Consider the following 23,739-nt stretch of genomic DNA (forward strand, 5'->3'; position numbering starts at 1 on the left):
TTTTATTTTGTTATTTAGGAACAGACAATGACTTTTAAACCTGCTCTTTTGCTGGTAGCACTTCTTGCAACTGCTTTGCCAGTAATGGCTCAAAATCTCGCTGTCGTGAATGGCAAAGCCATTCCATCCTCGCGCGTTGATGCTTTAGTAAAACAATTGACGTCCCAAGGCCAGCAAGACACTCCTGATTTACGCGCAAAAGTAAAACAAGAACTCATCAATCGCGAAGTATTGATGCAAGAAGCTGAAAAATCAGGCCTGGCGTCAAATCCAGACGTTAAAAATCAATTAGAAATCGCCCGTCAATCCCTGTTGATTCGCGCCTTGATGATTGAGTATATTAAAAAGAATCCGGTCACTGACGCCGATATCCAAGCTGAATACGACAAAGCAAAAGCGCAAGCTGGCGACAAGGAATACCACGCTTATCATATCCTCGTCGACAAAGAAGATGATGCAAAAGCGATCATTTCAAAATTGAAAGCTGGCGCTAAATTCGAAGAATTAGCTAAACAATCTAAAGATACGGGTTCTGCCTCCAAAGGTGGCGATCTGGATTGGGCATCGCCAGCAACGTTCGTACCAGAGTTCTCTAGTGCGATGGTTGCATTGCAAAAAGGTCAATTTACAGAAATACCTGTAAAATCCCAATTTGGCTTCCACGTCATCAAACTGGAAGACGTTCGCAGCTTAAAATTCCCAAGCCTGGAAGAAGTAAAACCTCAAATTATCGATGGTTTGCAACAGCAAAAAATTCAAGCTTACCAACAAGCATTACTTAAAAAAGCAACAATTAAGTAAAAGCAATCTAAGCTAGAAATACAAAAGGCGCCGTTTTATACGGCGCCTTTTTTTGTCCCTAATTCGCAGAATCTGCATGATCGCAGCGATGACTAATCGCTTGTTGGTGTTGGTGTTGGTGTTGGTGTTGGTGCCAATAATTGGTTACGGTCGTCAATTACCTCAGAACAAGGGTGCACAAATAAGTACCTTACAAATGCCCACCTGTTCAAACATAGAGTGAGTACGCAAATCTAATTTTGTGCATATAAATCCCTTCTAGCAAACCAACTTAGTGGGAGTATATTAAAAATAGCTTAATATATCATTGCAAATACAATGATTATTTTTAATACTCCCACCCAGTATATCATTTGATTACCATCCTGATTTTACAAGCCCAATTGCGGCCAAAGCTCGTCTACTCGCCCCTTTATGTCCGCGCTCATTACGATCGTGCTACCCCACTCCCGATCGGTCTCGCCTAGCCATTTATTGGTCGCATCAATGCCCATTTTGCTACCTAAGCCACTCACAGGCGACGCAAAATCCAAGTAATCAATCGGCGTATTATCGACCAAGGTCGTATCTCTACTAGGGTCTACACGTGTCGTTATCGCCCAGATGACTTCTTTCCAATCTCGAATATTGACATCCTCGTCGACAACAATAATAAACTTGGTATACATAAATTGGCGCAAAAAGCTCCAAACACCAAACATCACGCGTTTGGCGTGACCAGCATATGATTTTTTCATTTGAACTACAGCCATTCGATAGCTACAACCTTCTGGAGGCAAATAAAAATCAGTAATTTCACTAAACTGTTTTTGAAGCAAAGGAATAAATACTTCATTCAATGCCACACCCAAGACAGCTGGTTCATCTGGGGGTTTTCCGGTGTAGGTTGAATGATAAATTGGGTCGCGACGCATGGTGATGCGATCAATCGTAAAAACCGGAAACCAATCCTGTTCATTGTAATATCCAGTGTGGTCACCGTAGGGGCCTTCTAACGCGTGCTCATATCCCGAGGCGTGTGAATCATCAGGATAAATATGACCTTCAAGTACGATCTCTGCAGACGCTGGAACTCTTAATTCACTACCTATCGCCTTTACCAATTCCGTCCGACTACCACGTAATAAGCCTGCAAACTGGTATTCAGACAAACTGTCGGGAACAGGTGTCACCGCCCCAAGAATTGTTGCCGGATCAGCCCCCAAAGCAACGGCTATTGGATACGGCTTTCCTTTATTGACAATGCTGTGCTCACGAAAATCTAATGCACCTCCACGGTGTGCCAACCAACGCATAATGACCTTGTTTGGGCCCAAAACCTGCTGGCGATAAATACCTAAATTTTGCCGTTTTTTATTGGGTCCCTTGGTAATGACCAATCCCCACGTAATCAAGGGCGCAACGTCGCCTGGCCAGCAATGTTGTATCGGCAAACGAGACAAATCGACGTCATTTCCCTCCCATACGATTTCTTGACACTTCGCCCCACGCAATTCCTTCGGAGCCATATCCCATACGGCTTTCACCAGACTCCCCATGCCTAAAATGTCTTTAAAGCCCTTGGGTGGTTCTGGTTCTTTTAAGGCGGAAAGCAGATGTCCAATCTGCCGCAATTCGCTGACATTATCAGCCCCCATCCCCAAGGCAACGCGACGCGGGGTTCCGAACAAATTTGCCAATACCGGAATCGTATGTCCCGTTGGATGATTGAATAAAAGTGCGGGACCTTCTGCACGCAACGTACGATCACAAATCTCCGTCATCTCCAAATGCGGAGAAATTTGGATGTCGACTTGTTTTAATTCATTCATTTCTTGCAATTGAGAAATAAAATCTCTCAAATCGGAATATTTAATCATTTTTCGCTTATTTGGATGTCTGAACTAGTTAGTCAAGTTTAATTGCCTAAGTGATTGATTTTATTGGTTTTTGCTGCAACGCAGCGAAATTCATTATATTTAAAAGTAATTGAAATTCATTTTGATAGTATTGACTTGATATAAAACCACCCCTACAATTCGCCCAACTTGATGAAGAGATGAACAGTTCTGCCGCTGTAATGCGAAGACGGTCTCACCAAAAACGGTAACATCATTCACGGGGGTCGGGTCCCACATGACATTGTAAGGATTGTTTTCAAAAGGCGTCTGCCTTAACCCGAAAAAAAGTTATTTATCGCTGGATGCTCCAGTACCAAGTGTGACGAACTTAAACAGATAAATAACTCCGGCGCCTTTGGATCGCATTATGCGACGAAGGCGATGTTTCTGATTCGTGAAGTAGTTTTATGCACCTTGCTCGATATTGAGCTTTTGCAACGCGATGATTCAGGAGGTTACATGATTCAACGTTTTATTTTAGCTGTACAACAAAGCGCTCTTTCAGCCGCACAAAAACGCACGGCGCCAAATTCGATGGCGCAAGCAAACACAATTGGCCTCATTACCATTGCTCGCCACTTGGTTACGATTTCAGGCATTACCGCCATCGTCCTATTAGCTACGATGTTCATCAAACCTGAACTGGCTGATAAATTTAAAAACTTATCGCCATTTGCAGAACCAGAACAACAAGCGGAAGTAGAAGTACCGCCACCTAGTCTGGCAATGTTAATGCAAGCACCGGGACAAACCGACGCATCAAGTGCAGTTCATAACGCCAGGTACAATGAAGAAGATGCTAAATTATTAGGCAATCAACGTCAGCAGCAATGGGTGACAAATTGGTTATCGAAACGCTATCGTGTAGCAACGGACGCGACAAATATGCTTGTATCTGCTGCATATTTAACTGCCAAAGACATTAAATTAGATCCGTTGTTGATTTTGTCGGTGATGGCAATTGAATCAGGACTTAATCCCTTCGCGGAAAGCCCTGTAGGCGCCCAAGGATTAATGCAAGTCATGTCCAAGGTTCATCAGGAAAAGTTTGAGGACATGGGTGGCGTGAAGGCCGCTTTAAATCCTGTTGCAAATATCAAAGTTGGCGCGTTGATTTTAAAAGACTACGTGTCCCGTGCAGGTTCAATTGAAGCTGGCTTAAAATTATATGTTGGTGCAGGTGCATTCGATAATGACTCTGGCTATGGCTCCAGAGTAATGACCGAATACAAGCGATTAAAGGATGTCTCGGCAGGCAAAAATGTCCCTACCGTATTCGCAAATCCAGTACAACCGGCGCCGGTAGCGCGTCAAGCGGCGCCAGCACCGGTCATCAAAAATGATACCAATGAAGCTAAGCTCAAATCTGACGCTAAAGATCAGGTAGCGGCACTTTAATTAACGCGACTCCAAAGAACTGTCAGAAGGAGCTGTCATTACGTAAAGTAGTGACAGCTCTTTTTACTTTACGGACGTGCCGGTAAGAAAGTTTTTAACCGCGCCACCGCTTCTTGTAAGTTCTCCATAGAATTAGCGTACGATAAACGTACATAAGACGTCGCAGTGAATGGACCAAAATCCTGACCAGGAACGATAACGACCCCTGCCTCGCGCAATACTTGTTTAGCGAACGCATCGGCATCATCTGTAAAGCTCGAACAATCAGCGTAGACATAAAAAGCGCCATCTGGCATCACGGGAATACCAAAACCTAATTCTCTCAATGCAGGCACAATAAAATCGCGGCGACGCTTAAATTCAAGCTTTCTAGCCTCATAAATTGTTAACGCTTCGTTTGAAAAGCATGCCAATGCCGCGTGTTGAGCAACGGATGAAGCGCATATAAATAAATTCTGCGCCAGTTTTTCCAGCGAAGGGACCAGACGTTCAGGCACGACTATCCAGCCCAAGCGCCACCCCGTCATATTGAAATACTTACTAAAGCTATTAATAATAACCACATCATCGTCCAGTGACAGTGCAGAAAATGGTGTCGCATCATAGGACAAGCCCTGATATATCTCATCAACGATAGTAAATCCGCCACGCGCTTTCACATTAGCGATAATCTTCGCTAATTCGCCAGCCTCTATCGAGGTTCCAGTTGGATTTGATGGCGAAGCAAGCAGTACGCCTGACGTCTTGTGTGTCCAATGTTCGTTGACCATTTGATCGGTAAGCTGAAACCGATGTTCTGGGCCACTTGCCACCAAACTCGCCCTACCTTCGAACGCCGCGACAAAATGCCGATTACACGGATAACACGGATCCGGCATTAATACTTCTTTTCCCGGTTCAACCAATGCGGCACAAGCCAGCAAAAGTGCCGCCGATGCTCCCGCAGTCACCACAATCCGAGATGCGGGCACATACACACCAAATTTTTCGGCGTAATGCGCAGAAATCGCCTCACGGAGTGCTGGCAAACCTAATGCCGACGTATATTGCAATCGACCATCCGCCATTGCCTTCGCTGCAGCATCAATCACTATTTGCGGCGCAGTAAAATCTGGCTCGCCGATTCCCATGTGTATTAAATGCCGCCCTTCATGCTCTAATTCGGCGGCCATTTTCATTAATTCCATAACATGAAATGGCGCGATATTTTCTAAGCGTGAAGCAAGTTTGTTTTCCATCATGAATACCCGAGAGCAAGACCAAATAAAAATTTTGACATAAAAAAACCGTCTGATTTCTTATACAGAAAAAAGACGGCATGATTGCGTTGAGTAGCAGCGATTATTTTGCAGCAACCTCGTTGGGGCGCAATTTCACCGCTAATTTGTCCAATACGCCATTCACATATTTATGACCATCGATACCACCAAATGATTTAGTCAGTTCAACTGCTTCATTAATCACCACACGATAAGGAATTTCGATATGATTTTTCAACTCGAAAGTGCCAATCAACAATGCTGCGTGTTCGATTGGGGACAATTCTTTGATCCCACGATCAATTAAAAGAGCGAACTCTTCGCGCAATGCGATCGAATGATTAATCGCACCATGCAATAAGGCATCGAAATGTTCGCGATCAGCCTTGTCAAAACCATGCGCTTGACGGATATGCGCATCAATCACGCCGGAATCTTCATTGTTGAGTAGCCATTGATAAAGGCCTTGCAACGCAAACTCACGTGCGCGGTGGCGTGGTGAACGGCTTTTACTCGGATTGGCGTGTTGTGTTTTATTATTCATATTCTTCTCTTACTAAATATTGCTAGCTGAACAATCTTGCACAGCCTTCTTATATATATACTCAATTGTGATAGCGCGGAGGCGTTCACTCTTATTCCAGATAACGCGATACGCACTTACTGCCCGGAATCAACGAACATCATGATTCCAACAGAGAATCACGCATCGTAATCGATATCATCCGTTGCTTCAGCCAACTCTTCCAATGCAAGTGTCAAATTGGCCATTTCAACCGCAACACGAGCTGCATCCGCACCTTTTTCTTGCATACGGACTTCAGCTTGCTCATCATTTTCTGTCGTCAAAATTGCATTCGCGATTGGAATTCCTGCATCCAAACCAACGCGGGTGATACCAGCGCCAGATTCATTAGAAACCAGTTCAAAGTGATAGGTTTCTCCACGAATCACCGCACCGAGCGCAATTAAAGCATCAAATTGGTTGGTTTCCGCCATTTTTTGCAACGCCAAAGGCACTTCCAATGCGCCAGGAACAGTAACGTGCAAGATGTCTTCATTCAACACCCCTAGACGAGTAAGTTCAGCGAGGCAAGATGATAACAAGCCATTGCCGACTTTTTCGTTGAAGCGGGCTTGCACAATGCCAACGCGTACGCCTGCGCCATCGAGATTTGATTCATAGTGTCCAACTGTCATAACGTTCTTTCCTGCGCCAAAGCGCTTAATCATATTTATTCAAATTGAGGGGGGATTTTCAGCGACATCTCGCAACCGCCTCCAACGTAACCAGCAAATTAACTGTTTTAGTTCGCGCCAGGCTTATCAAGATAGCCCACTACTTCCAAGTTAAAACCGACCATTGACGGCATTTTGCGAGGATTCGCCAGCAATTTCATTTTTCCAACGCCCACGTCTTTTAAAATCTGAGCACCTATGCCGTAATTACGCAAATCCATGCTGGCTGCACGACCTACCGGCTTCGTCTCTGGTGCGTTTAACGCTTTAAACTGATCAAACATCTGTTCGGCAGTTTCTTCGCAATTTAACAACACGATAACACCCGACTCCGCAGCTTGCACTGCTTGCATAGCGGCAGCAATATTCCAAGAGTGCGTTGTCGCTTTGCTTTCTAACAAATCGAGAATCGAGACCGGTTGATGCACACGCACCAACGCTTCCTTTTCGGCGCTGATCGTTCCATGTACTAAGGCTAAGTGCGCCGACCCGCTCGGTTTATCGCGGTACACCACCGCTTTAAAACTACCATGCACCGTATGCATTTCACGTTCGGCGACACGATCAACAATACTCTCGGTTTGGCTGCGGTAGTGAATTAAATCAGCAATTGTGCCAATTTTTAGATTGTGTTCTTTTGCGAACTCAATCAAATCAGGCAGACGCGCCATGGTGCCATCGTCCTTCATGATTTCACAAATCACCGAAGCTGGGGTCAAACCGGCGAGCTCCGCGAGATCGCAACCTGCTTCAGTGTGACCAGCACGCATCAGCACACCACCTTTTTGCGCTTTTAACGGAAATACGTGACCTGGCTGAACAATATCAATAGCGGTTGATTTTTTATCTACGGCTACTTGTACTGTTCGCGCGCGATCCGCTGCGGAGATTCCTGTTGTCACCCCTTCAGCCGCCTCAATTGAGACCGTAAAATTGGTGCCGAACGAGGTTCCGTTTCGTGTGGTCATCATCGCCAAATTAAGCTCGTCGCAACGTTCTTCAGTCAGCGTCAGGCAAATGAGCCCGCGTCCAAATTTTGCCATAAAGTTAATTGCTTCCGGCGTAACGAACTCAGCGGCCATAATCAGGTCGCCTTCGTTTTCTCGGTCTTCTTCGTCAACCAGAATGACCATGCGGCCAGCTCGCAACTCGGCGACGATTTCTAGGGTATTAGACATGCTCATAGGGGATATCCTGAAGGGCTAGATCTGACGCCAGGCGCAAGATCAACCAACTGCATTTGAATGAAGCCGTTATTTTAAAGGATTTCGCCCTACTCTTCCCGTGCTTTCTGAGCATTTAAAGCGTTTTTCCTAGATTTGGATCACACCTCGACCAATTTCTTGCACTTTACCGCCGACTTGTATACTTTCATCATTCATTATATGCAGATAAAGCTGGCTTGGTCTGAGCATTTGCGTACCTTGCGAAACCGTGAACGCCATAGGAATTTTGCGCAAGCTGTGCAACCACCAACCACCTAAATTAGCGCACGCGGATCCAGTTGCAGGATCTTCGCCAACGCCACCGCCACGCCGGGCAAAAAAATAACGGGCGGTCACAGAAATATTATTTTGGTGATCAGTATCATCAGTATCATTATTGTCAAAAGCAAAAACGTAGGCGGTTTGGCGTCCTATACTGCTTTTCGGCCATCTCGCCAACATTGCGCCATTCAGTTGTGCGCGACGAACTGCAGCCTCATTGACCAAAGGAACAAGTATCTGATCAGAACCCGTATTGACCCAAACCGGATCACCAAGTAAATCATGGTCTTGCAAGCCCAGCATGCGGGCGATTTCTTCTCGTGCAACGTCGCAGGGGGTGATTTTTGGCGTTTGTGGCGCGGTGAACGTCCAAATTTCATCGTCGAGTTGCAAAGGCACCAGGCCGGCCTTACATTCTAAATTCAAAATAGAGCCCGACTGACGCAATTCCTTCACTACGTGGGCAGTACCAATACTGGGATGGCCTGCAAACCCCATCTCGGCATCGGGTGTAAAAATTCGCATTTTCGCTGTCGCCTTGTCAGATGGCAATATGAAGCACGTTTCCGATAAATTAAATTGCAAAGCCAGCGCCTGCATTTCCGCATCCGACATCCCTTCCGCATGTTCGAACACGCATAAAGGATTGCCGCCAAATGTAGATTCGGCGAAGACATTGAGAATGCGAAACGGATAAGATCTTTTTGATAGCATTGAAGTTCACTTGTAGTAATTGCATTGATAATTCAAATTGCCAAGCCATTGGCATATTGCTCGATATCATTCTTGCTGTTCGCAAGTTTCACGTAATAATCCTCAGTGATAATCCTCAGTGATAATCCTCACAGAAAATCCTTACTAATAAAACAAATCTTTCAAATCATTTAAAACAGATTTACAAGTCAGATCTTTTCGCGGATATCTACGTGCACAAATTAAATTATCTTTCAAGATACAACATCCGGCTACACAAACTGGTAAGCTAAGGCTAACAAAATTGAACAATACCACTTTAAGGAACGGTAGCCTCATGTCCGATCAGACTCTTACCCCGCGTCATATTTTTACTGCGCTAGCTGTGGTTATCTTGTGGGGAATGAACTTTGTTGTTATTAAAATCGGGCTTAAAGGTATTCCGCCCTTCTTAATGGGCACATTGCGATTCACCGTGGTTGCGTTTCCGGCGATTTTTTTCATTCCCCGTCCTAAGGTGCCATTCAAGTTATTGGCTGCCTATGCGCTAACCATTAGTTTCGGACAATTTGCCTTTCTATTTTCAGCGATGGCGCTCGGTATGCCCGCTGGACTTGCATCGTTGGTTCTGCAGGCACAGGCTTTTTTTACGGTTGGCTTATCAGCCATTGTCTTTGGAGACAAACTCAAATTAAGCAATCTTCTCGGCATGTTGGTCGCCAGCATGGGCCTGATTTTATTAGGCAGCACGAGCATCAGCCAAACCGGAAGCAAGGTGACGTTCATCGGATTTGTCTTAACGATTTGCGCTGCGCTTTCTTGGGCAACTGGCAATGTGATGAATAAGAAAATCGGTCCAACGGCAGTCTTAAGCCTGGTTTCATGGAGTGCATTGGTCCCTATTATCCCTTTTTTCTTATTGTCACTTTATTTTGAAGGTGCTGACACTATTGGACATAGTTTAAGCAATATGAGCCTCCCCTCGGCATTCTCGATCGCTTATCTTGCCTTTGCTGCGACATTAATTGGCTACACCTTATGGGGGAAATTGCTATCAACATTACCAACCCATACCGTTGCACCTTTAACATTATTAGTACCCGTTATCGGCCTGAGTACAGCTTGGCTGATTCTTGGCGAAGCATTGACACCACTACAAATTCTTGGTGCATTGATTGTAATGGGTGGATTATTGATCAATGTTTTTGGACAGAAAATAGTGCACTCAATTCGCGCAAAATTCGCCTGAACAAGAAAAATACGTTAGTAAGATCTTTACATTGATACAGCGCAGACCACGCATTATACGAAATGTCAAAATAAAAAATTATTATTCCAACAATTGCAAAGGAGACTTGCATGACAAGCAGAGGTTTGAGTCACGACACAGGTAGCACAGATCAATCACTCATCGAACAAACAATCGGTCATTTTTTTGATGACATCGTCGAACGTTTCCCAAATCGACCTGCGCTGGTGTCATGTCATGAAAATGTTCGCTGGAGTTATCGGGAGCTGCAGGAAGCATCGAACCGCGTTGCCAGTGGCCTATTGGAGTTAGGTTTGCAAGCTGGCGATCGACTGGGGATCTGGTCGAACAATAATTCGCAATGGTTACTCACGCAGCTGGCCACCGCCAAAATTGGCGTCATTTTGGTCAATATCAATCCTGCGTATCGTGTTTCCGAGCTTGAATATGCACTCAACAAAGTCGGTTGCAAGGCAATCATCAGTATGTGCGAGTTTAAAGGCAGTGACTATCTCGCAATGATTACTGAACTCGCGCCAGAACTAAATCACTGTTCACCAGGACAACTAAAGGCCACCAGATTACCAGCGTTGCAAATAGCGATCCATTTAGGCGAGCATGACGTTCCTGGAATGTTGCGTTTCTCAGAATTGATGGCTCGTGGAAAATCAAAGGATGAGCGCATCGCAAACATCGCAAAAACGCTCAACAACACCGATGCCATTAACATTCAATTCACTAGCGGCACAACGGGCTTCCCAAAAGGGGCGACACTCACACATCGGAATATATTGAATAACGGCTATTTTGTTGGTGAGGCGATGCATCTTACCGAGGATGACCGCTTATGCGTCCCTGTACCTTTGTATCATTGCTTCGGCATGGTGATGGGTAATCTTGCATGTATTACGCATGGCGCATGCGTTGTCTACCCCAACGCATCATTTGATCCATTGACTGTGCTTGAAGCCGTGCAAAATGAGAAATGTACCGGCGTACATGGCGTTCCAACGATGTTCATTGCAGAACTTGATCATCCGCGCTTTCCAGAATTCGACTTATCGAGTTTGCGCACTGGCATTATGGCTGGTTCGCCTTGCCCGATTGAGGTCATGAAGCGTGTGGTGCGAGACATGCACATCAGTGAAATCACGATCGCCTATGGCATGACCGAAACCAGCCCCGTCAGCTGCCAAAGTAACGTCGAAACCTCGTTAGAAAAGCGGGTATCCACTGTGGGTCAAGTGCAACCACATCTACAAGTAAAAATCGTAGATTCGAACTCAGGTGAAACGGTTGCGCGCGGCGAAACAGGTGAATTTTGCACCTTAGGTTATTCGGTGATGAAAGGCTACTGGGGCGATCTGGAAAAAACCGCCGAAGCCATTGACGAACAAGGATGGATGCACACTGGCGATCTGGCAACCATGGATGATGAAGGTTATGTGAATATTGTTGGCCGCATTAAGGACATGGTAATACGCGGCGGCGAAAATGTGTACCCGCGTGAAATCGAAGAATTCTTATACCGCCATCCAAAAATTCAAGATGTCCAGGTCATCGGCGTTCCCGATCAAAAATACGGTGAAGAATTATGCGCACTCATTATTCTTCGTCCCGGCGAGCAAGTCACGGAACAAGAATTACGAGATTTTTGTAAAGGACAGATCGCACATTATAAAATTCCTCGTTATTTGCGCTTTGTGAATGAATTTCCGATGACGATTACCGGTAAGATTCAAAAATTCAAAATGCGGGAAATGATGCGCGAATTATTTGATCTGCAAGAGAATAAAACAGCGTAGCATTGTAACACGCCAGCATGTCAGGGCGACCCAAGCTGGGATTGACTCTCAGCTAACTTGCTTCAGCTAACTTGCTTCAGCTAACTTGCCTCAGCTAACTTGCGGGTCATAGCGCCCGATGTACTTATGGTCAATCAACGCCATCATCCCTGCCCTTCTCCCAGTTGCGGGAGAAGGGTTCAAACGTAGTGCAATATCGATCGTCAGATAGTTCGCGTAGGACAGTAAAAACCCGCAGTGCGATTACTGCTTATTGCTTAGCCATTAGAGTTCGCGAGATTTAGCGAGAGAAATAAGGACACCGAGCACCTTCTTTACTGTTCAATGGAACAAGGAACCAAATTCCCCCAAGGCATTGAGAGTGCACCAGGATGTATCGATGCACAAACGTGCTCACCAATGTGCGTCTTGCCGTACATTTCGGCGGAAACTTTAAAGGTACTCTCGCCTCGATAATCCGCCCGTGGACTGCTCACTTCCAGATAATTGACAACAGAGCGACCGGTGGTGAGATGCTTTCCAACAACGGTGAGGCGGTAGGTCATCGAAGCCCGAGCATCAAATTCCGTATTGATTAAAATCAAGGCACCACCGACATACACAACGAATGGCGGCACTATCGCAAATAGTCCTGTCCATGTTAGCTTTGCTCCTCTTGATAGCCTCAGTACCAATAAAGTCATCAAAAAGCTACCCATGAGAGCCATCAATAAGGGTTTCTGCCAATCTATTGGGAATACCAAAATTCCCGGACGAATGCCGATCAACAAAACACAAAAACTCGCAGCCGAAAACATCAATAATGGCTGTAAATTGAGTTTTTTTAACAAACTCGCTTTATCAAGCTCTATCAACGTAAAGTGTTTCGAATAGGCCAATAAGCCGATACAAATCCAAGGCCCTGATAATAGGTAAGCGACAACGATACTACGCTGGATAGGCGTAAAAAAGATGCCGATGGACATTGCCAGATAAACATATATCGCGATTGTTAACCGTCTGCGCCAGCGCTTAATTCTCGCACTTCGCTCTGATGGCGTTGCGCCCAAACTCGGATCGTTTTCAATTTCTTGCGCTACCACCAATTCGTCAATCTGATCCAAATTAGGAATACTCTGGAGCCAATTAACGAATTGCGCATCTTCCGCGAATTGTCTTGTTACCGTAATTTTCTTTTGCTCTGGACGTAACGGCAATAGATCAATCATCGTCGCATTCTTCACTACCCGACGTCGATAGCCTTGCAGTTCATGCAGCGATAGTTCGCGACTGGTAAATAAATTTGATTGTTTAATTTTATCTTCAAACAAAACCAGCTTGGACGTTAGTACGATTATCGGCAACAATACGCCGATAACTAAAAATAAGAGACCAAACGGAAGTAACTCGACCGCACCATTATTTGCAAGCGATATCAACACCGCACTTCCAAAGCAGGCGACGATGCCAATACTTACCACCAGCAACTGCAGCAAGAGTGGTGCGCGATATAACTTAGGATAAGAGAAAAGATTCATAGGCACTGGGGTTTAAAAAGGTGATTCATTTTGCGTCAGACAGCAATAACGAAATACTGGAATACCGGAATACCGGAATACCGGAATAAATAAAAAGGCGACCGTAGTCGCCATTTTTGTATACCAGGAGCGCAAATCTTTGTCTTCAATCACGGTATAAACCCCAATTATCAGGACTTAGTCTCACTTTGAAAACGGCGCGGGTGACGGCTACGCTACCAATTCTCCTGAACAAATAGGATCAATCAGATAAAGTTCATAGCCCCGTTTTTGCGGCTATAAAAGATTTCATTTTCACGATATCCGTTGTCATCACTTCAAACCGTTGTGGCAATGATTCGATGTTTTCAAACCCAGCTGGACGTTCTGCATCTCGTCCCAATGCTTCTTTAATTGTCTCGTTAAATTTTGCTGGCAACGCGGTTTCAAGAACGATCATCGGAATACCGGGCTCAATCTGCTCGAATGCGACTTTTATGCCGTCTGCAGTGTGTGTATCAACGGTAATACCGTAATTTTTTTCAACAGCGCGAATTGTTTGCAAACGATCTGCATGTACTGATTTTCCTGAAACAAACCCAAATTGCGCGATTTTTTGGAATTCATTCCCGTCGCTACCGGGCTTGCCCGATAAATCAAAACCGCCTTCCGTTTCGACCTTATGGAATAAGGCTTTTACGCGTGCGGCATTGCCGTCCAATAAATCAAATATAAAACGCTCAAAATTGGAGGCTTTAGAAATATCCATCGATGGGCTGGTGGTATGCCAAGTTTCTGCCGATTTGCGAACCCGATAAATACCGGTTCGGAAGAACTCGTCGAGTACGTCATTTTCATTGGTTGCGACGACCAACTTGGCAATTGGCAGCCCCATCATACGGGCAATATGGCCAGCGCAGATGTTGCCAAAATTTCCCGACGGCACCGTAAACGATACGCGCTGTTGGTTGGATATGGTGGCGCTCAGATAACCACGGAAGTAGTACACCACTTGTGCCACTACGCGTGCCCAATTAATCGAATTCACGGTACCAATTTTTTGCCGTTGTTTGTATTCGAGATCATTCGACACGGCTTTAACCATATCCTGACAATCGTCAAATACACCATCAACCGCAATGTTGAAAATATTAGGATCTTGCAAACTAAACATTTGCGCGGTCTGAAACGCGCTCATTTTTTTGTGCGGTGAAAGCATGAAAACACGGATACCCTGCTTGCCGCGCATTGCATACTCAGCAGCACTTCCTGTATCTCCGGAAGTTGCGCCGAAAATATTTAACTCCGCTTTGTTCTTCGCTAAAGTATACTCAAATAGATTTCCCAGCAATTGCATCGCCATATCTTTAAATGCCAACGTTGGGCCATTGGACAAGGCTTGCAGCAATAACGTCCGTTGATGCCCTGACTCCAGCGTTCTTAACGGGGTAATTTTTGCTGCATCGTCACCCGCACGAGCGTTACGGTAAACTTCCGCCGTGTAGGTCTTATCGGTAATGGCTTTTAAATCGGCAGCCGGAATATCCGTTGCAAATTTACTTAAGACTGAAAATGCAAGGTCAGCATAGGATAAATGACGCCAGGCGTTGAGCTCTTCGTCAGTGACTTGAGGATATTCTTCAGGCAAATATAAGCCACCATCTGGTGCCAAGCCGCCTAACAATATTTCAGAAAAATTTTGAGCTGCGGTGTGTCCGCGGGTAGAAGCGTATTGCATAGATGAAAGAAAAGTATTGAGATAGGAGTCGAATATTCTTTCCATTATATCGCTCTTAGCACCTCAAAACCAACGCAAATTCGGTGTAAACCCAGCGAATTCAGAGTTTCATTCGGCAATCAAACGTTCTGGGTGGGTGTAAATGACAAAACCTGACTTGCGGACAAAGCCAATCAAACAAATACCGGCACGTCGGGCAATATCAATAGCGAGACTGGTTGGGGCGGAGATGGTCGCGAGAATCTGAATTTGGGCACGGGCAGATTTCTGCACCAATTCATAACTCGCCCGACTGCTCATGATGGCAAAGCCAGACCGCTTTTCAAATTTTGTATCTTTGGACAATCTGCCAATTAATTTATCCAAAGCGTTATGCCGGCCAACATCTTCGCGCAACAACTCTATTTCACCGTCGAGGTTGACCCATGCCGCTGCGTGCATCGAACCCGTCAGCGCATTTAAGGTTTGTTGCTCGGACAAAGAAGCAAACGCTTTTTGTAATACAGACTGTTTGACAGAGATAACATCATTGACCGGAGGTGAATAGTCCGCTGCCAAGTCCAAAGCTTGCAAACTTTCCAATCCACACAAACCACAACCAGTTGCACCGGATAAGTTACGGCGTTTTTGCTTTAAGCGTGCAAAACAGGCTTGGGCGATATGCATATGTACTTCAATGCCAAGTTGATCAATTCCCGAATGCGCATTAACGACTTCAAGGTCATAGATTTGTGATGCCTGGTCAACTATTTTTTCCGATAAGGCAAAGCCAACAGCAAAATCTTCAAGATCAAGCGGTGTCGCCATCATCACGGCATGGGAAATACCGTTAAACACCAAGGCAACCGGAACTTCTTCGGCCACGAGATCTGGTTGGGCAACAGTCGTTGGGGAAGTGAACGAATGCCGTACTACGTCGACCGATAAAACGCCAAACTTTTTCTCTTCCACCGATGACATTATTCAAATTCCCTTTACCTGTTCAGGCCACACGGCGCTCGCCAATGAATCAGAGAATTCACATCCTCCATCACGTTGCAAGTCGCCCTAATTTGGTGCGCTTCAGTTTAGTAACAGCCATCACAAAACAACCATCGCAAAACAAGCACCACAAAACAAACCACGACATAGTCATCATTCTAATATGAAGTGGATAAAATCACCTGACATGACAAAATTTAGCGGTGAATCACCACCAGCAATGCCTTTGCTTCCGTTTTACCTACATTGCGGATTGCATGATTTTTATCGGCATCATAGCGTGCGGTTGCTCCCACTTTCACTTTTTTACGACTGGCTTCAACCTCGACTTCAACACTACCATGCACAACAGTTAAGTGTTCAGTAGCCCCAGGATCATGTGAATTTGACACTAAGGCCCCACCCGGCGCGAGGGTTAACTCATACCATTCATATTTTCCGGCTAATTCCATCGGCCCGAGAATCCGCAACGTATAGCCAGCATGCTCGCCCGGCAAGGTTGGCGTTTCATGCGCCTCTAATAGGCGTATGTCATCGACTTTGGGGCCTTCAGACGATAACAATTCTGCAATTGAAACGCCCAAGGCATTCGCTAAACGCCAGGTGACTGCGATCGTTGGATTCGCTTTTTCTCTTTCTATTTGCGACAACATCGACTTAGATACACCGGCTGTTCTGGACAAATCCTCGAGAGTAAGACCCCGTTCCAGCCGCATTTTTTGCAAAGTAGCACCGACTTCCGGAGGCGTATTTGACAAAACTTTTTTCATAAAGACTATTGCACCATTAAAAAAGTACGATTAATATTCGATATATCGAACTTAAGTTCTAAATATCGAATATTTTAGATGTTTTGAAATATTTTGACATTAGTGTAACAGCAGATAGTGCAGATACCTATATCCCGGAGATAAACATGAGCGCAACAACATCCAGACAAAACTTCATCAGCAACTTGGCTGGCAAACTTGACAACCTGCGTGAACAGGGCTTGTTTAAGAATGAACGCATTATTGCTTCACGCCAAGGAGCAGAAGTGACCTGTGATGATGGACGTAAGCTAATCAACTTATGTGCCAACAATTATCTGGGATTATCCGGTGATGAATCGATGGTTCAAGCCTCTATCGATGCCACTGAGAAATTTGGATACGGACTGTCCTCTGTTCGCTTTATATGCGGCACCCAAACTGTGCACAAGCAATTGGAACAAGCCATTGCGCGCTTTTTAGGTACCGAAGACTGCATCTTGTATGCGGCTGCTTTTGATGCCAATGGCGGCGTTTTTGAACCACTTTTTGATGAGAATGATGCGATTATCTCAGATGCATTAAATCACGCCTCTATCATTGATGGTATCCGTTTGTGTAAAGCAGCGCGTTATCGATATGCCCATAACGATATGGCTGACCTGGAAGTGCAATTACAAGCCGCAGCAGATAAGCGCCATCGCATCATCGTCACAGATGGCGTTTTTTCGATGGATGGCACCATTGCGCAGCTTGATAAGATATGCGAACTGGCTGATAAATACGATGCATTGGTCATGATTGACGAGTGCCATGCATCCGGCTTCATGGGTGCGACTGGTCGCGGCACCCATGAGCATCACAACGTTGTTGGCCGCATTGACATTATTACCGGCACGCTCGGTAAAGCCTTGGGCGGCGCTATGGGCGGCTTTACTGCTGGTCGCAAAGAAGTCATTGACACTTTGCGTCAAAAATCACGCCCGTACCTCTTCTCTAATACCTTAGCACCATCGATTGCTGGCGCATCTTTATCGGTGTTCCAACGCTTATCTAGTTCTACCGAACTGCGTGATCGCCTGCATGCGAACACTGAGCACTTCCGCCGTGAAATTGTCGTGCTTGGATTTACGATCAAACCGGGCACGCATCCAGTCGTTCCTGTGATGCTATTTGATGCACCGATTGCACAAAAATTTGCGGCACGCCTTTATGAACTCGGTGTATTCGTGACTGGCTTCTTTTATCCGGTAGTGCCGATGGGTCAAGCTCGCGTGCGTGTTCAAATGTCCGCAGCCCACAGCATAGAACAACTCAACACAGCCCTGGCCGCCTTTGCACAAGCCGGGCGTGAGCTTGGCTTAATTAAGTAAATAAAACTAAATAAATAAATCAGTAATTAAAGATAATCAGGAATGAACATGGAAAAGATATTAGTCATCGGTGCCAACGGTCAAATTGGTAGTGAGCTGGTTGAGGCCTTGGTGAATCAACATGGTGTCAATAACGTCATTGCGGCTGACATTACGCCGCATAGCTTGTATGGTGCAGCCATCTACGAAGTCATTGACGTTCTTAACGCTGAACGTATTACAGAAATCGTCGAGAAATACGCTATTACCCAAGTCTATCAACTGGCAGCATTGTTATCCGCAACAGGCGAAAAAGCACCATTAAAAGCCTGGGAACTGAACATGGATGGCCTGCTCAATATCCTTGAACTGGCACGTATCCGCGGCGAAGCGGGCAAACCTTTAAAAATATTCTGGCCTTCGTCAATTGCTGCTTTTGGCCCCAATACGCCCGCCGTGAACACGCCGCAATATACTGTCATGGATCCAAGTACGATCTACGGTATTAGCAAATTAGCCGGCGAACGTTTGTGTGAATACTATTTTGAAAAATATGGCGTTGATGTACGAAGCATCCGCTACCCTGGTATCATCAGTTTCAAATCGCCTCCTGGCGGTGGCACCACGGACTATGCGATTGCAATTTTCCATTCTGCATTACGTGGTGAAGCTTACAGCTGCTTCCTGGAATCAGAAACAACATTGCCGATGATTTACATGCCGGACGCAATACGTGCAACGATTTCTTTAATGGATGCGCCAGCAACCAAACTTTCTATACGTTCTTCTTACAATGTCGCAGGATTAAGTTTTAATCCACGTGAATTAGCTGCTGCAATCAAACAAAATTTGCCCGATTTTGAAATACACTACGCTCCGGACAGTCGCCAGGCCATTGCAGCTTCATGGCCACAGAGTCTGGATGATAGCCAAGCCCGCCATGATTGGGACTGGCAAGCACAAGTAGGGTTAAAGCACTTAGTTGACGACATGTTGAAAAACGTGCGCATCGAAACTAAGGAGTTAAACAAGGCGGCCTGAATCACACAAACAGCTGCTGCATAATAATTTTTAAATTTGAGACGACAAGGAACAAACGATGGACATGCGTGTATTCGATTTATTTAAAATAGGCGTGGGCCCATCGAGCTCCCATACGGTCGGCCCTATGCTCGCAGCGAGGCGCTTTTTATTGGAATCGAAGCATCTTTTTCAGGCTAAAAAAGTCCAGGTTGCCTTGTATGGCTCATTAGCGTTGACTGGCACCGGGCACGCAACCGATAAAGCAGTGATCTTAGGATTAATGGGAGAGACGCCACAAGAAGTTGCTCCTGAGAGTGTTGAAGAAAAACTAGCCCAGCTTCATAGCACACATAAAATGCGCTTACTCGGCGAGTATCCGGTCAATTTTGATCCGAATACCGACATCCTCTGGCACAAAAAAGAGGTTTTGCCCGGCCATCCTAATGGGATGAAATTCATCCTGACCCACAACGATGGCAGTACCGAGGAAAAAGCATATTACTCCACTGGTGGCGGTTTCATTTATTCGGCGGATGAATTAGAGCATCCGGAAACGAATCAAGAAAACGATAACAAACCCGTGCCATTTCCATTTTCAACGATGGCAGATCTGTTGGCGCATGGTCAGCGCACGGGGCTCTCCATCACAACGATGTTACGTGCGAACGAAATTACCCATTGCACTGATGATGAATTAAATGCTGGCCTGGATAAAATTTGGGCCGTCATGAAAAACTGCATTACTCGTGGATTGCAATTAACCGGCGAATTACCGGGCGGTTTGCATGTGCAACGCCGTGCTGCCAAACTCTGGCGAACTGCGAATGAAACGGCGGACGTCTTACCGCACGATGGCATGCATCGCGTCAGTCTGTATGCGATGGCGGTAAATGAAGAAAATGCCGCTGGCGGCCGAGTCGTTACCGCACCAACCAACGGCGCCGCCGGGATCATACCCGCTGTATTGCGCTACTACGCAGAGGACTGCAAACCAAGCAATCCTGAACAAGGAATCCGGAATTTCCTTTTAGCCGCATCTGCCATCGGCATGCTATGCAAAAAGAACGCCTCAATATCTGGCGCAGAAATTGGTTGTCAAGGTGAAGTCGGCGTGGCTTGCGCCATGGCGGCTGCTGGATTAACGGCCGCTTTAGGTGGCACCAACGAGCAAATCGAATCAGCCGCTGAAATTGGCATAGAACATCATTTGGGAATGACGTGCGACCCTATTGGGGGTCTCGTACAAATTCCATGCATAGAACGCAACGGCATGGGCGCAGTGAAAGCAATTACCGCAGCGTCCTTATCATTACGCAGCGACGGTACACACAAAGTGACTTTGGATGATGCAATCGAAACAATGCGTCAGACAGGTTATGACATGCAGGCAAAGTACAAAGAAACCTCGTTGGGTGGCCTCGCTATTCATGTTGTGACTGTCAACTATGCGGCTTGCTGATCATATTTCACGTTAAAAAATGCGCAGAATAATCTGCGCATTTTTTTCACATTATCATCAGCATAGTTTATGTTGACTTAAATTTAATGCAACATCATTTAAATTAATTCAATGCTTTCATTGGCGTTTGAATAGAAAATTTCTTCTCACCAATCTGCCATAAAAAAAATGCCCATCGTTCTGCTGTCTGAGCTGCATTATCGATTTCTGCAGCAGACTGCGTTGTTGTTTGCAACAACACTGGTTTATTTTTATTCGTACTTAAAATTTGCAACCCCGCCGCCAATTTTGCGGACATCCACATTGGCGTGAGTGGTCGATTGGCATCCGCTACAAGAAACACTGCCGGATAAGCGACGCCTGCCCGAAGATTATCGTATGGGAAATTTTTTGTACTCTTTCTTTCTTTTAATTGTGGCAAAGTCGCTGAATCACTCTCACTGGCTATGTTACGCACTGATACCGCGGCAAATAGCTCTGGCTGCTGTAACACGGCACTGATTAACGTCGTATTTGCGGTCGCCAATTCCTCTGCTGCCAAGGTTTTAGGGGATGCATACCTTTCTTTCATCAAATAGCGCACCACAGCAACAATGTCCCCTGCCCCATCAGATCGTTTATCCGGTTTACTTGTCGCTGAATTGTGTAAATTCATATCAACAACCATGCCATTTTGCTCAATCCAGGCTGGCAAGATAGAAACATCCGGACTGACACCGGGCTCAGCCACCCGTAGCAACACAGGATGTTGCGCATCTTGTTCAAAGCTTTTTGAATAACTCACATTGACGGATATCGTTTCGCCATGAATAACCGGAATCAGTAAGGTCTTTTTTAAGATTAAGTTTGCCACGTCATTTTGCTTAGTTTCCTGGTTGTCCGTCGATAGGCGATTGCGTTCTTTTTCTGATTCTTCCGTCTTTAACGGCAAGCTTGCGAGCAATACGTCGACTTTTCCACGCGGCGTGAGCGAATAGACGCCAGGTGTCGCATTCGGCGGAATAATGGTAAAACTGATGAATTCAGCATTCGTATCTGCACGCAACTGAGTTAATTTTCCAACGACAGGCAACGTCAGTTCTTCACGCACATTGGTGAGCAAATCGAGCTTAAATAATTTACTGCTGCCATCCATATCAGCAGACCAGTACAAGTTATTCTTGATTGTTGCGATTTCTTTGATCAGCATTTTCCCGCTCTTAACGAATTCTTTACACTGATTTAATTGCAGCTGCGCGGTCGATGCACTGAGATCACATTTTAAAATTTCGCCAGCAGGTGCTTTTTTTGTGGAAAGCAAAAAGAGCTGACCACCCTCCTGTGATAACGATAGAATTTTATCTGAAGAGCTTACGAAATTTTTCCAAGGCGTATCTGCCCCTTTGACATCAGTTTGACTTACATAGAAATAACTCTTTGCCTCACCAGATTGAGAGGCAATCGTAAGCAAGACCAATGGCGTACCGTTCAGTTTCATCAACACCGGGCGATCGTTAGATATCAATTTGAGTCGCTTACTAGTCGCATTTTTACTGTCTGCAGAAATGACCACATCGTCAAACTTGTCCGGACGGTCAATATGATGCTGCCATATTTCAAGTTTTTTAAGACTATTTGTTTGAACGCCTCTGCTGTAAAGTAGTGAATTATTATTGGCAGTCCAAAGCAAAGAAAAATCGACTGGGTCAATGTCAGGTATTTTATTGATCGCGTCTTTAAAGACCTCACCGTCAGGAACGCTAATTATTTGAATTTTTGTCCCTGCTTCGGCCGCCGCCAGGACAATAGCAATTTTTTTCACATCAGGCGCGGGCAATATTTGACGGATTTCTTCACCGACACCACTCAGATACAACACACGTTCATTGCCGACGCCGGTCTGCCGCATAATCAACCTGGCACGTTGATCAGAACCAACGATGGCATAAAACAAATAATCATTGGTGGCGAATTCAATGCGTTGAGCTTTTGCCTTCGCTAAGAGCCGTGGCGATGATAACGGTGACCCTGACGCTAACGACGCCGAAGAATTTTCCGATACATTCCCAAGGTCGTTCTTGATGAGATTTTGCTTTATTGACTGTTTCAGTTCAGCATTTTTCAAATCGCGTATGCGCAACAACAATTCATCTTTGCCAGAAATGCGTTCCAGAAGTTGGGAACTTAAGACATTTTGCTTCTTCAGCCACAACCGTACCTGAGGATCATCCAAGCGTTGCAAGCCACGCAAAGGATCAATTTGACTTACTTCATGGCGATCAGAAGTAGGCACATCTGACTCAAAACGCGGTATGGCCGGATAGCTTCCCCATATTTGTACTTGCGCAGTGGCAGGCAGGCATAAGGCAAAAATGGGCGCGCACAAAAGCACGCGGTAGGCTAGTCGCATTCGCGTCCCAGGTTGCATTTTAGAAAAGAATGTTGGCAACAATTTTTTTGACAAGATAAAACCTACAAAAAGACAGCATTTTTTAACCAATGGCAGAAACGAATTTAGTCTGAATTGAATAAGTTCCACGCCAGATAAAATATCTAATCATGTTTGCCTCAACAACGTCAGACATCGCGACCTTCATCATCGGCACCTTCATTTCAGTGCCGTTTAAATTGAACTCATCCCGACAAATGTGCATTTCATCGCACAGTACTAGCCACTCATAAGCATTATATCTACAGTGAGAACATCAAAAGTAGATTTAGGATCAACGTTGTATGGCGATAAATGGCTTTAGCGAAGCAATTTACCGCAACAAATTCGTGATCTTCTTTAAATGCGTCAAATAAGGAAAAAACATGATTACCAAACGAAATTTTAATGCAAGTCTATTAACTTTTTTAGCAATTACTGCTACCATTATTGGCGGTTATCACTTTAATCGAGGTTCAAGTACACAAACTTCTGCCATACCGAGTGTATTCATTACGGCAGAAAGAATGACTCAAGAACAAAAAGTTGCCTATGACTTAGCGCAAAACGCAGCAGCAATACAAACTGTCGTTATTGAAGGAAAACGCCTCAATACTATGAATAACGAACAAAACCTTGCAAACAATCAGGTTGATAGTAAAATCTTACATCACGAAACTAAAAATAATAAAAAATTATCATTAATAATTTGATAATTTGATA

The 23,739-nt window shown here is 45.2% G+C and carries 20 protein-coding genes; 9 read left to right on the forward strand and 11 right to left on the reverse strand.

The genetic code is table 11. The features are described from left to right. Positions 1-27: 27 nt before the first annotated feature. Positions 28-801 (forward strand): peptidylprolyl isomerase, encoded by a 774-nt coding sequence (locus tag ACO0K1_RS04635; protein WP_423023175.1) that lies wholly within the window; start codon positions 28-30, stop codon positions 799-801. Positions 802-877: 76 nt separating this feature from the next. Beyond that, positions 878-1,024, forward strand: a complete 147-nt coding sequence (locus ACO0K1_RS04640; RefSeq protein WP_423023177.1) for a hypothetical protein — start codon at positions 878-880, stop codon at positions 1,022-1,024. 148 nt (positions 1,025-1,172) lie between these two features. Here the strand turns inward: ACO0K1_RS04640 and ubiD are convergent, their stop codons facing one another. Then, a complete protein-coding gene (gene ubiD / locus ACO0K1_RS04645; protein WP_423023358.1) occupies positions 1,173-2,657 on the reverse strand; it encodes a 4-hydroxy-3-polyprenylbenzoate decarboxylase in 1,485 nt (494 codons plus the stop codon). A gap of 405 nt (positions 2,658-3,062) precedes the next feature. Here ubiD and ACO0K1_RS04650 point away from each other — a divergent pair, with 405 nt between their 5' ends. Further along, entirely contained in the window at positions 3,063-4,079 is a 1,017-nt protein-coding gene (locus tag ACO0K1_RS04650; RefSeq protein ID WP_423023179.1) for a transglycosylase SLT domain-containing protein, read from the forward strand. 68 nt (positions 4,080-4,147) lie between these two features. Here ACO0K1_RS04650 and ACO0K1_RS04655 read toward each other — a convergent pair whose 3' ends face one another. The 5 genes from ACO0K1_RS04655 to ACO0K1_RS04675 all read right to left on the reverse strand — a co-directional run bounded on the left by ACO0K1_RS04655 (position 4,148) and on the right by ACO0K1_RS04675 (position 8,778). Then, positions 4,148-5,320, reverse strand: a complete 1,173-nt coding sequence (locus ACO0K1_RS04655) for a pyridoxal phosphate-dependent aminotransferase (RefSeq protein WP_423023181.1) — start codon at positions 5,318-5,320, stop codon at positions 4,148-4,150. Positions 5,321-5,420: 100 nt separating this feature from the next. Further along, positions 5,421-5,882 (reverse strand): transcription antitermination factor NusB, encoded by a 462-nt coding sequence (gene nusB, locus ACO0K1_RS04660; RefSeq protein ID WP_423023183.1) that lies wholly within the window; start codon positions 5,880-5,882, stop codon positions 5,421-5,423. A 158-nt stretch (positions 5,883-6,040) separates the two neighbouring features. Then, positions 6,041-6,538: a 6,7-dimethyl-8-ribityllumazine synthase gene (gene ribH, locus ACO0K1_RS04665; protein ID WP_423023360.1), complete on the reverse strand. Its 498-nt coding sequence runs from the start codon at positions 6,536-6,538 to the stop codon at positions 6,041-6,043. Between the two features lie 107 nt (positions 6,539-6,645). Further along, complete coding sequence (gene ribBA, locus ACO0K1_RS04670) at positions 6,646-7,761, reverse strand: bifunctional 3,4-dihydroxy-2-butanone-4-phosphate synthase/GTP cyclohydrolase II (RefSeq protein ID WP_423023185.1); 1,116 nt, start codon at positions 7,759-7,761, stop codon at positions 6,646-6,648. Between the two features lie 129 nt (positions 7,762-7,890). Next, positions 7,891-8,778, reverse strand: a complete 888-nt coding sequence (locus tag ACO0K1_RS04675) for a PhzF family phenazine biosynthesis protein (RefSeq protein ID WP_423023187.1) — start codon at positions 8,776-8,778, stop codon at positions 7,891-7,893. A gap of 316 nt (positions 8,779-9,094) precedes the next feature. Here ACO0K1_RS04675 and ACO0K1_RS04680 point away from each other — a divergent pair, with 316 nt between their 5' ends. Continuing rightward, complete coding sequence (locus ACO0K1_RS04680) at positions 9,095-10,006, forward strand: EamA family transporter (RefSeq protein WP_423023189.1); 912 nt, start codon at positions 9,095-9,097, stop codon at positions 10,004-10,006. Between the two features lie 110 nt (positions 10,007-10,116). Further along, entirely contained in the window at positions 10,117-11,811 is a 1,695-nt protein-coding gene (locus ACO0K1_RS04685; RefSeq protein WP_423023191.1) for an AMP-binding protein, read from the forward strand. 314 nt (positions 11,812-12,125) lie between these two features. On the opposite strand, the gene ACO0K1_RS04690 is transcribed toward ACO0K1_RS04685, so the two are convergent. The 4 genes from ACO0K1_RS04690 to ACO0K1_RS04705 all read right to left on the reverse strand — a co-directional run bounded on the left by ACO0K1_RS04690 (position 12,126) and on the right by ACO0K1_RS04705 (position 16,796). Beyond that, the gene (locus ACO0K1_RS04690) at positions 12,126-13,328 is read right to left on the reverse strand and encodes a hypothetical protein (protein WP_423023193.1); all 1,203 of its coding nucleotides are present in this window, start codon (positions 13,326-13,328) and stop codon (positions 12,126-12,128) included. 256 nt (positions 13,329-13,584) lie between these two features. Continuing rightward, positions 13,585-15,045 (reverse strand): threonine synthase, encoded by a 1,461-nt coding sequence (gene thrC / locus ACO0K1_RS04695; RefSeq protein ID WP_423023362.1) that lies wholly within the window; start codon positions 15,043-15,045, stop codon positions 13,585-13,587. 108 nt (positions 15,046-15,153) lie between these two features. Then, on the reverse strand, positions 15,154-16,005 hold the full coding sequence (gene fdhD, locus ACO0K1_RS04700; protein ID WP_423023195.1) for a formate dehydrogenase accessory sulfurtransferase FdhD: 852 nt from the start codon (positions 16,003-16,005) through the stop codon (positions 15,154-15,156). A 218-nt stretch (positions 16,006-16,223) separates the two neighbouring features. Then, positions 16,224-16,796, reverse strand: a complete 573-nt coding sequence (locus tag ACO0K1_RS04705; protein WP_423023197.1) for a helix-turn-helix domain-containing protein — start codon at positions 16,794-16,796, stop codon at positions 16,224-16,226. Positions 16,797-16,942: 146 nt separating this feature from the next. Here ACO0K1_RS04705 and kbl point away from each other — a divergent pair, with 146 nt between their 5' ends. Genes kbl through ACO0K1_RS04720 form a run of 3 tightly spaced genes read left to right on the forward strand, consistent with a single transcriptional unit; the run spans position 16,943 to position 20,609 of the window. Next, positions 16,943-18,148 (forward strand): glycine C-acetyltransferase, encoded by a 1,206-nt coding sequence (kbl, locus tag ACO0K1_RS04710; RefSeq protein WP_423023199.1) that lies wholly within the window; start codon positions 16,943-16,945, stop codon positions 18,146-18,148. Between the two features lie 48 nt (positions 18,149-18,196). Beyond that, on the forward strand, positions 18,197-19,168 hold the full coding sequence (locus ACO0K1_RS04715; protein WP_423023201.1) for an NAD-dependent epimerase/dehydratase family protein: 972 nt from the start codon (positions 18,197-18,199) through the stop codon (positions 19,166-19,168). Positions 19,169-19,226: 58 nt separating this feature from the next. After that, positions 19,227-20,609, forward strand: a complete 1,383-nt coding sequence (locus tag ACO0K1_RS04720; RefSeq protein WP_423023203.1) for an L-serine ammonia-lyase — start codon at positions 19,227-19,229, stop codon at positions 20,607-20,609. A 103-nt stretch (positions 20,610-20,712) separates the two neighbouring features. Here ACO0K1_RS04720 and ACO0K1_RS04725 read toward each other — a convergent pair whose 3' ends face one another. Then, positions 20,713-22,998 (reverse strand): hypothetical protein, encoded by a 2,286-nt coding sequence (locus tag ACO0K1_RS04725; protein WP_423023205.1) that lies wholly within the window; start codon positions 22,996-22,998, stop codon positions 20,713-20,715. A 404-nt stretch (positions 22,999-23,402) separates the two neighbouring features. Here ACO0K1_RS04725 and ACO0K1_RS04730 point away from each other — a divergent pair, with 404 nt between their 5' ends. Beyond that, a complete protein-coding gene (locus tag ACO0K1_RS04730; protein WP_423023207.1) occupies positions 23,403-23,729 on the forward strand; it encodes a hypothetical protein in 327 nt (108 codons plus the stop codon). Positions 23,730-23,739: the final 10 nt, after the last annotated feature.

Source organism: Undibacterium sp. SXout20W (assembly GCF_049340285.1).
Lineage (GTDB): Bacteria > Pseudomonadota > Gammaproteobacteria > Burkholderiales > Burkholderiaceae_D > Undibacterium.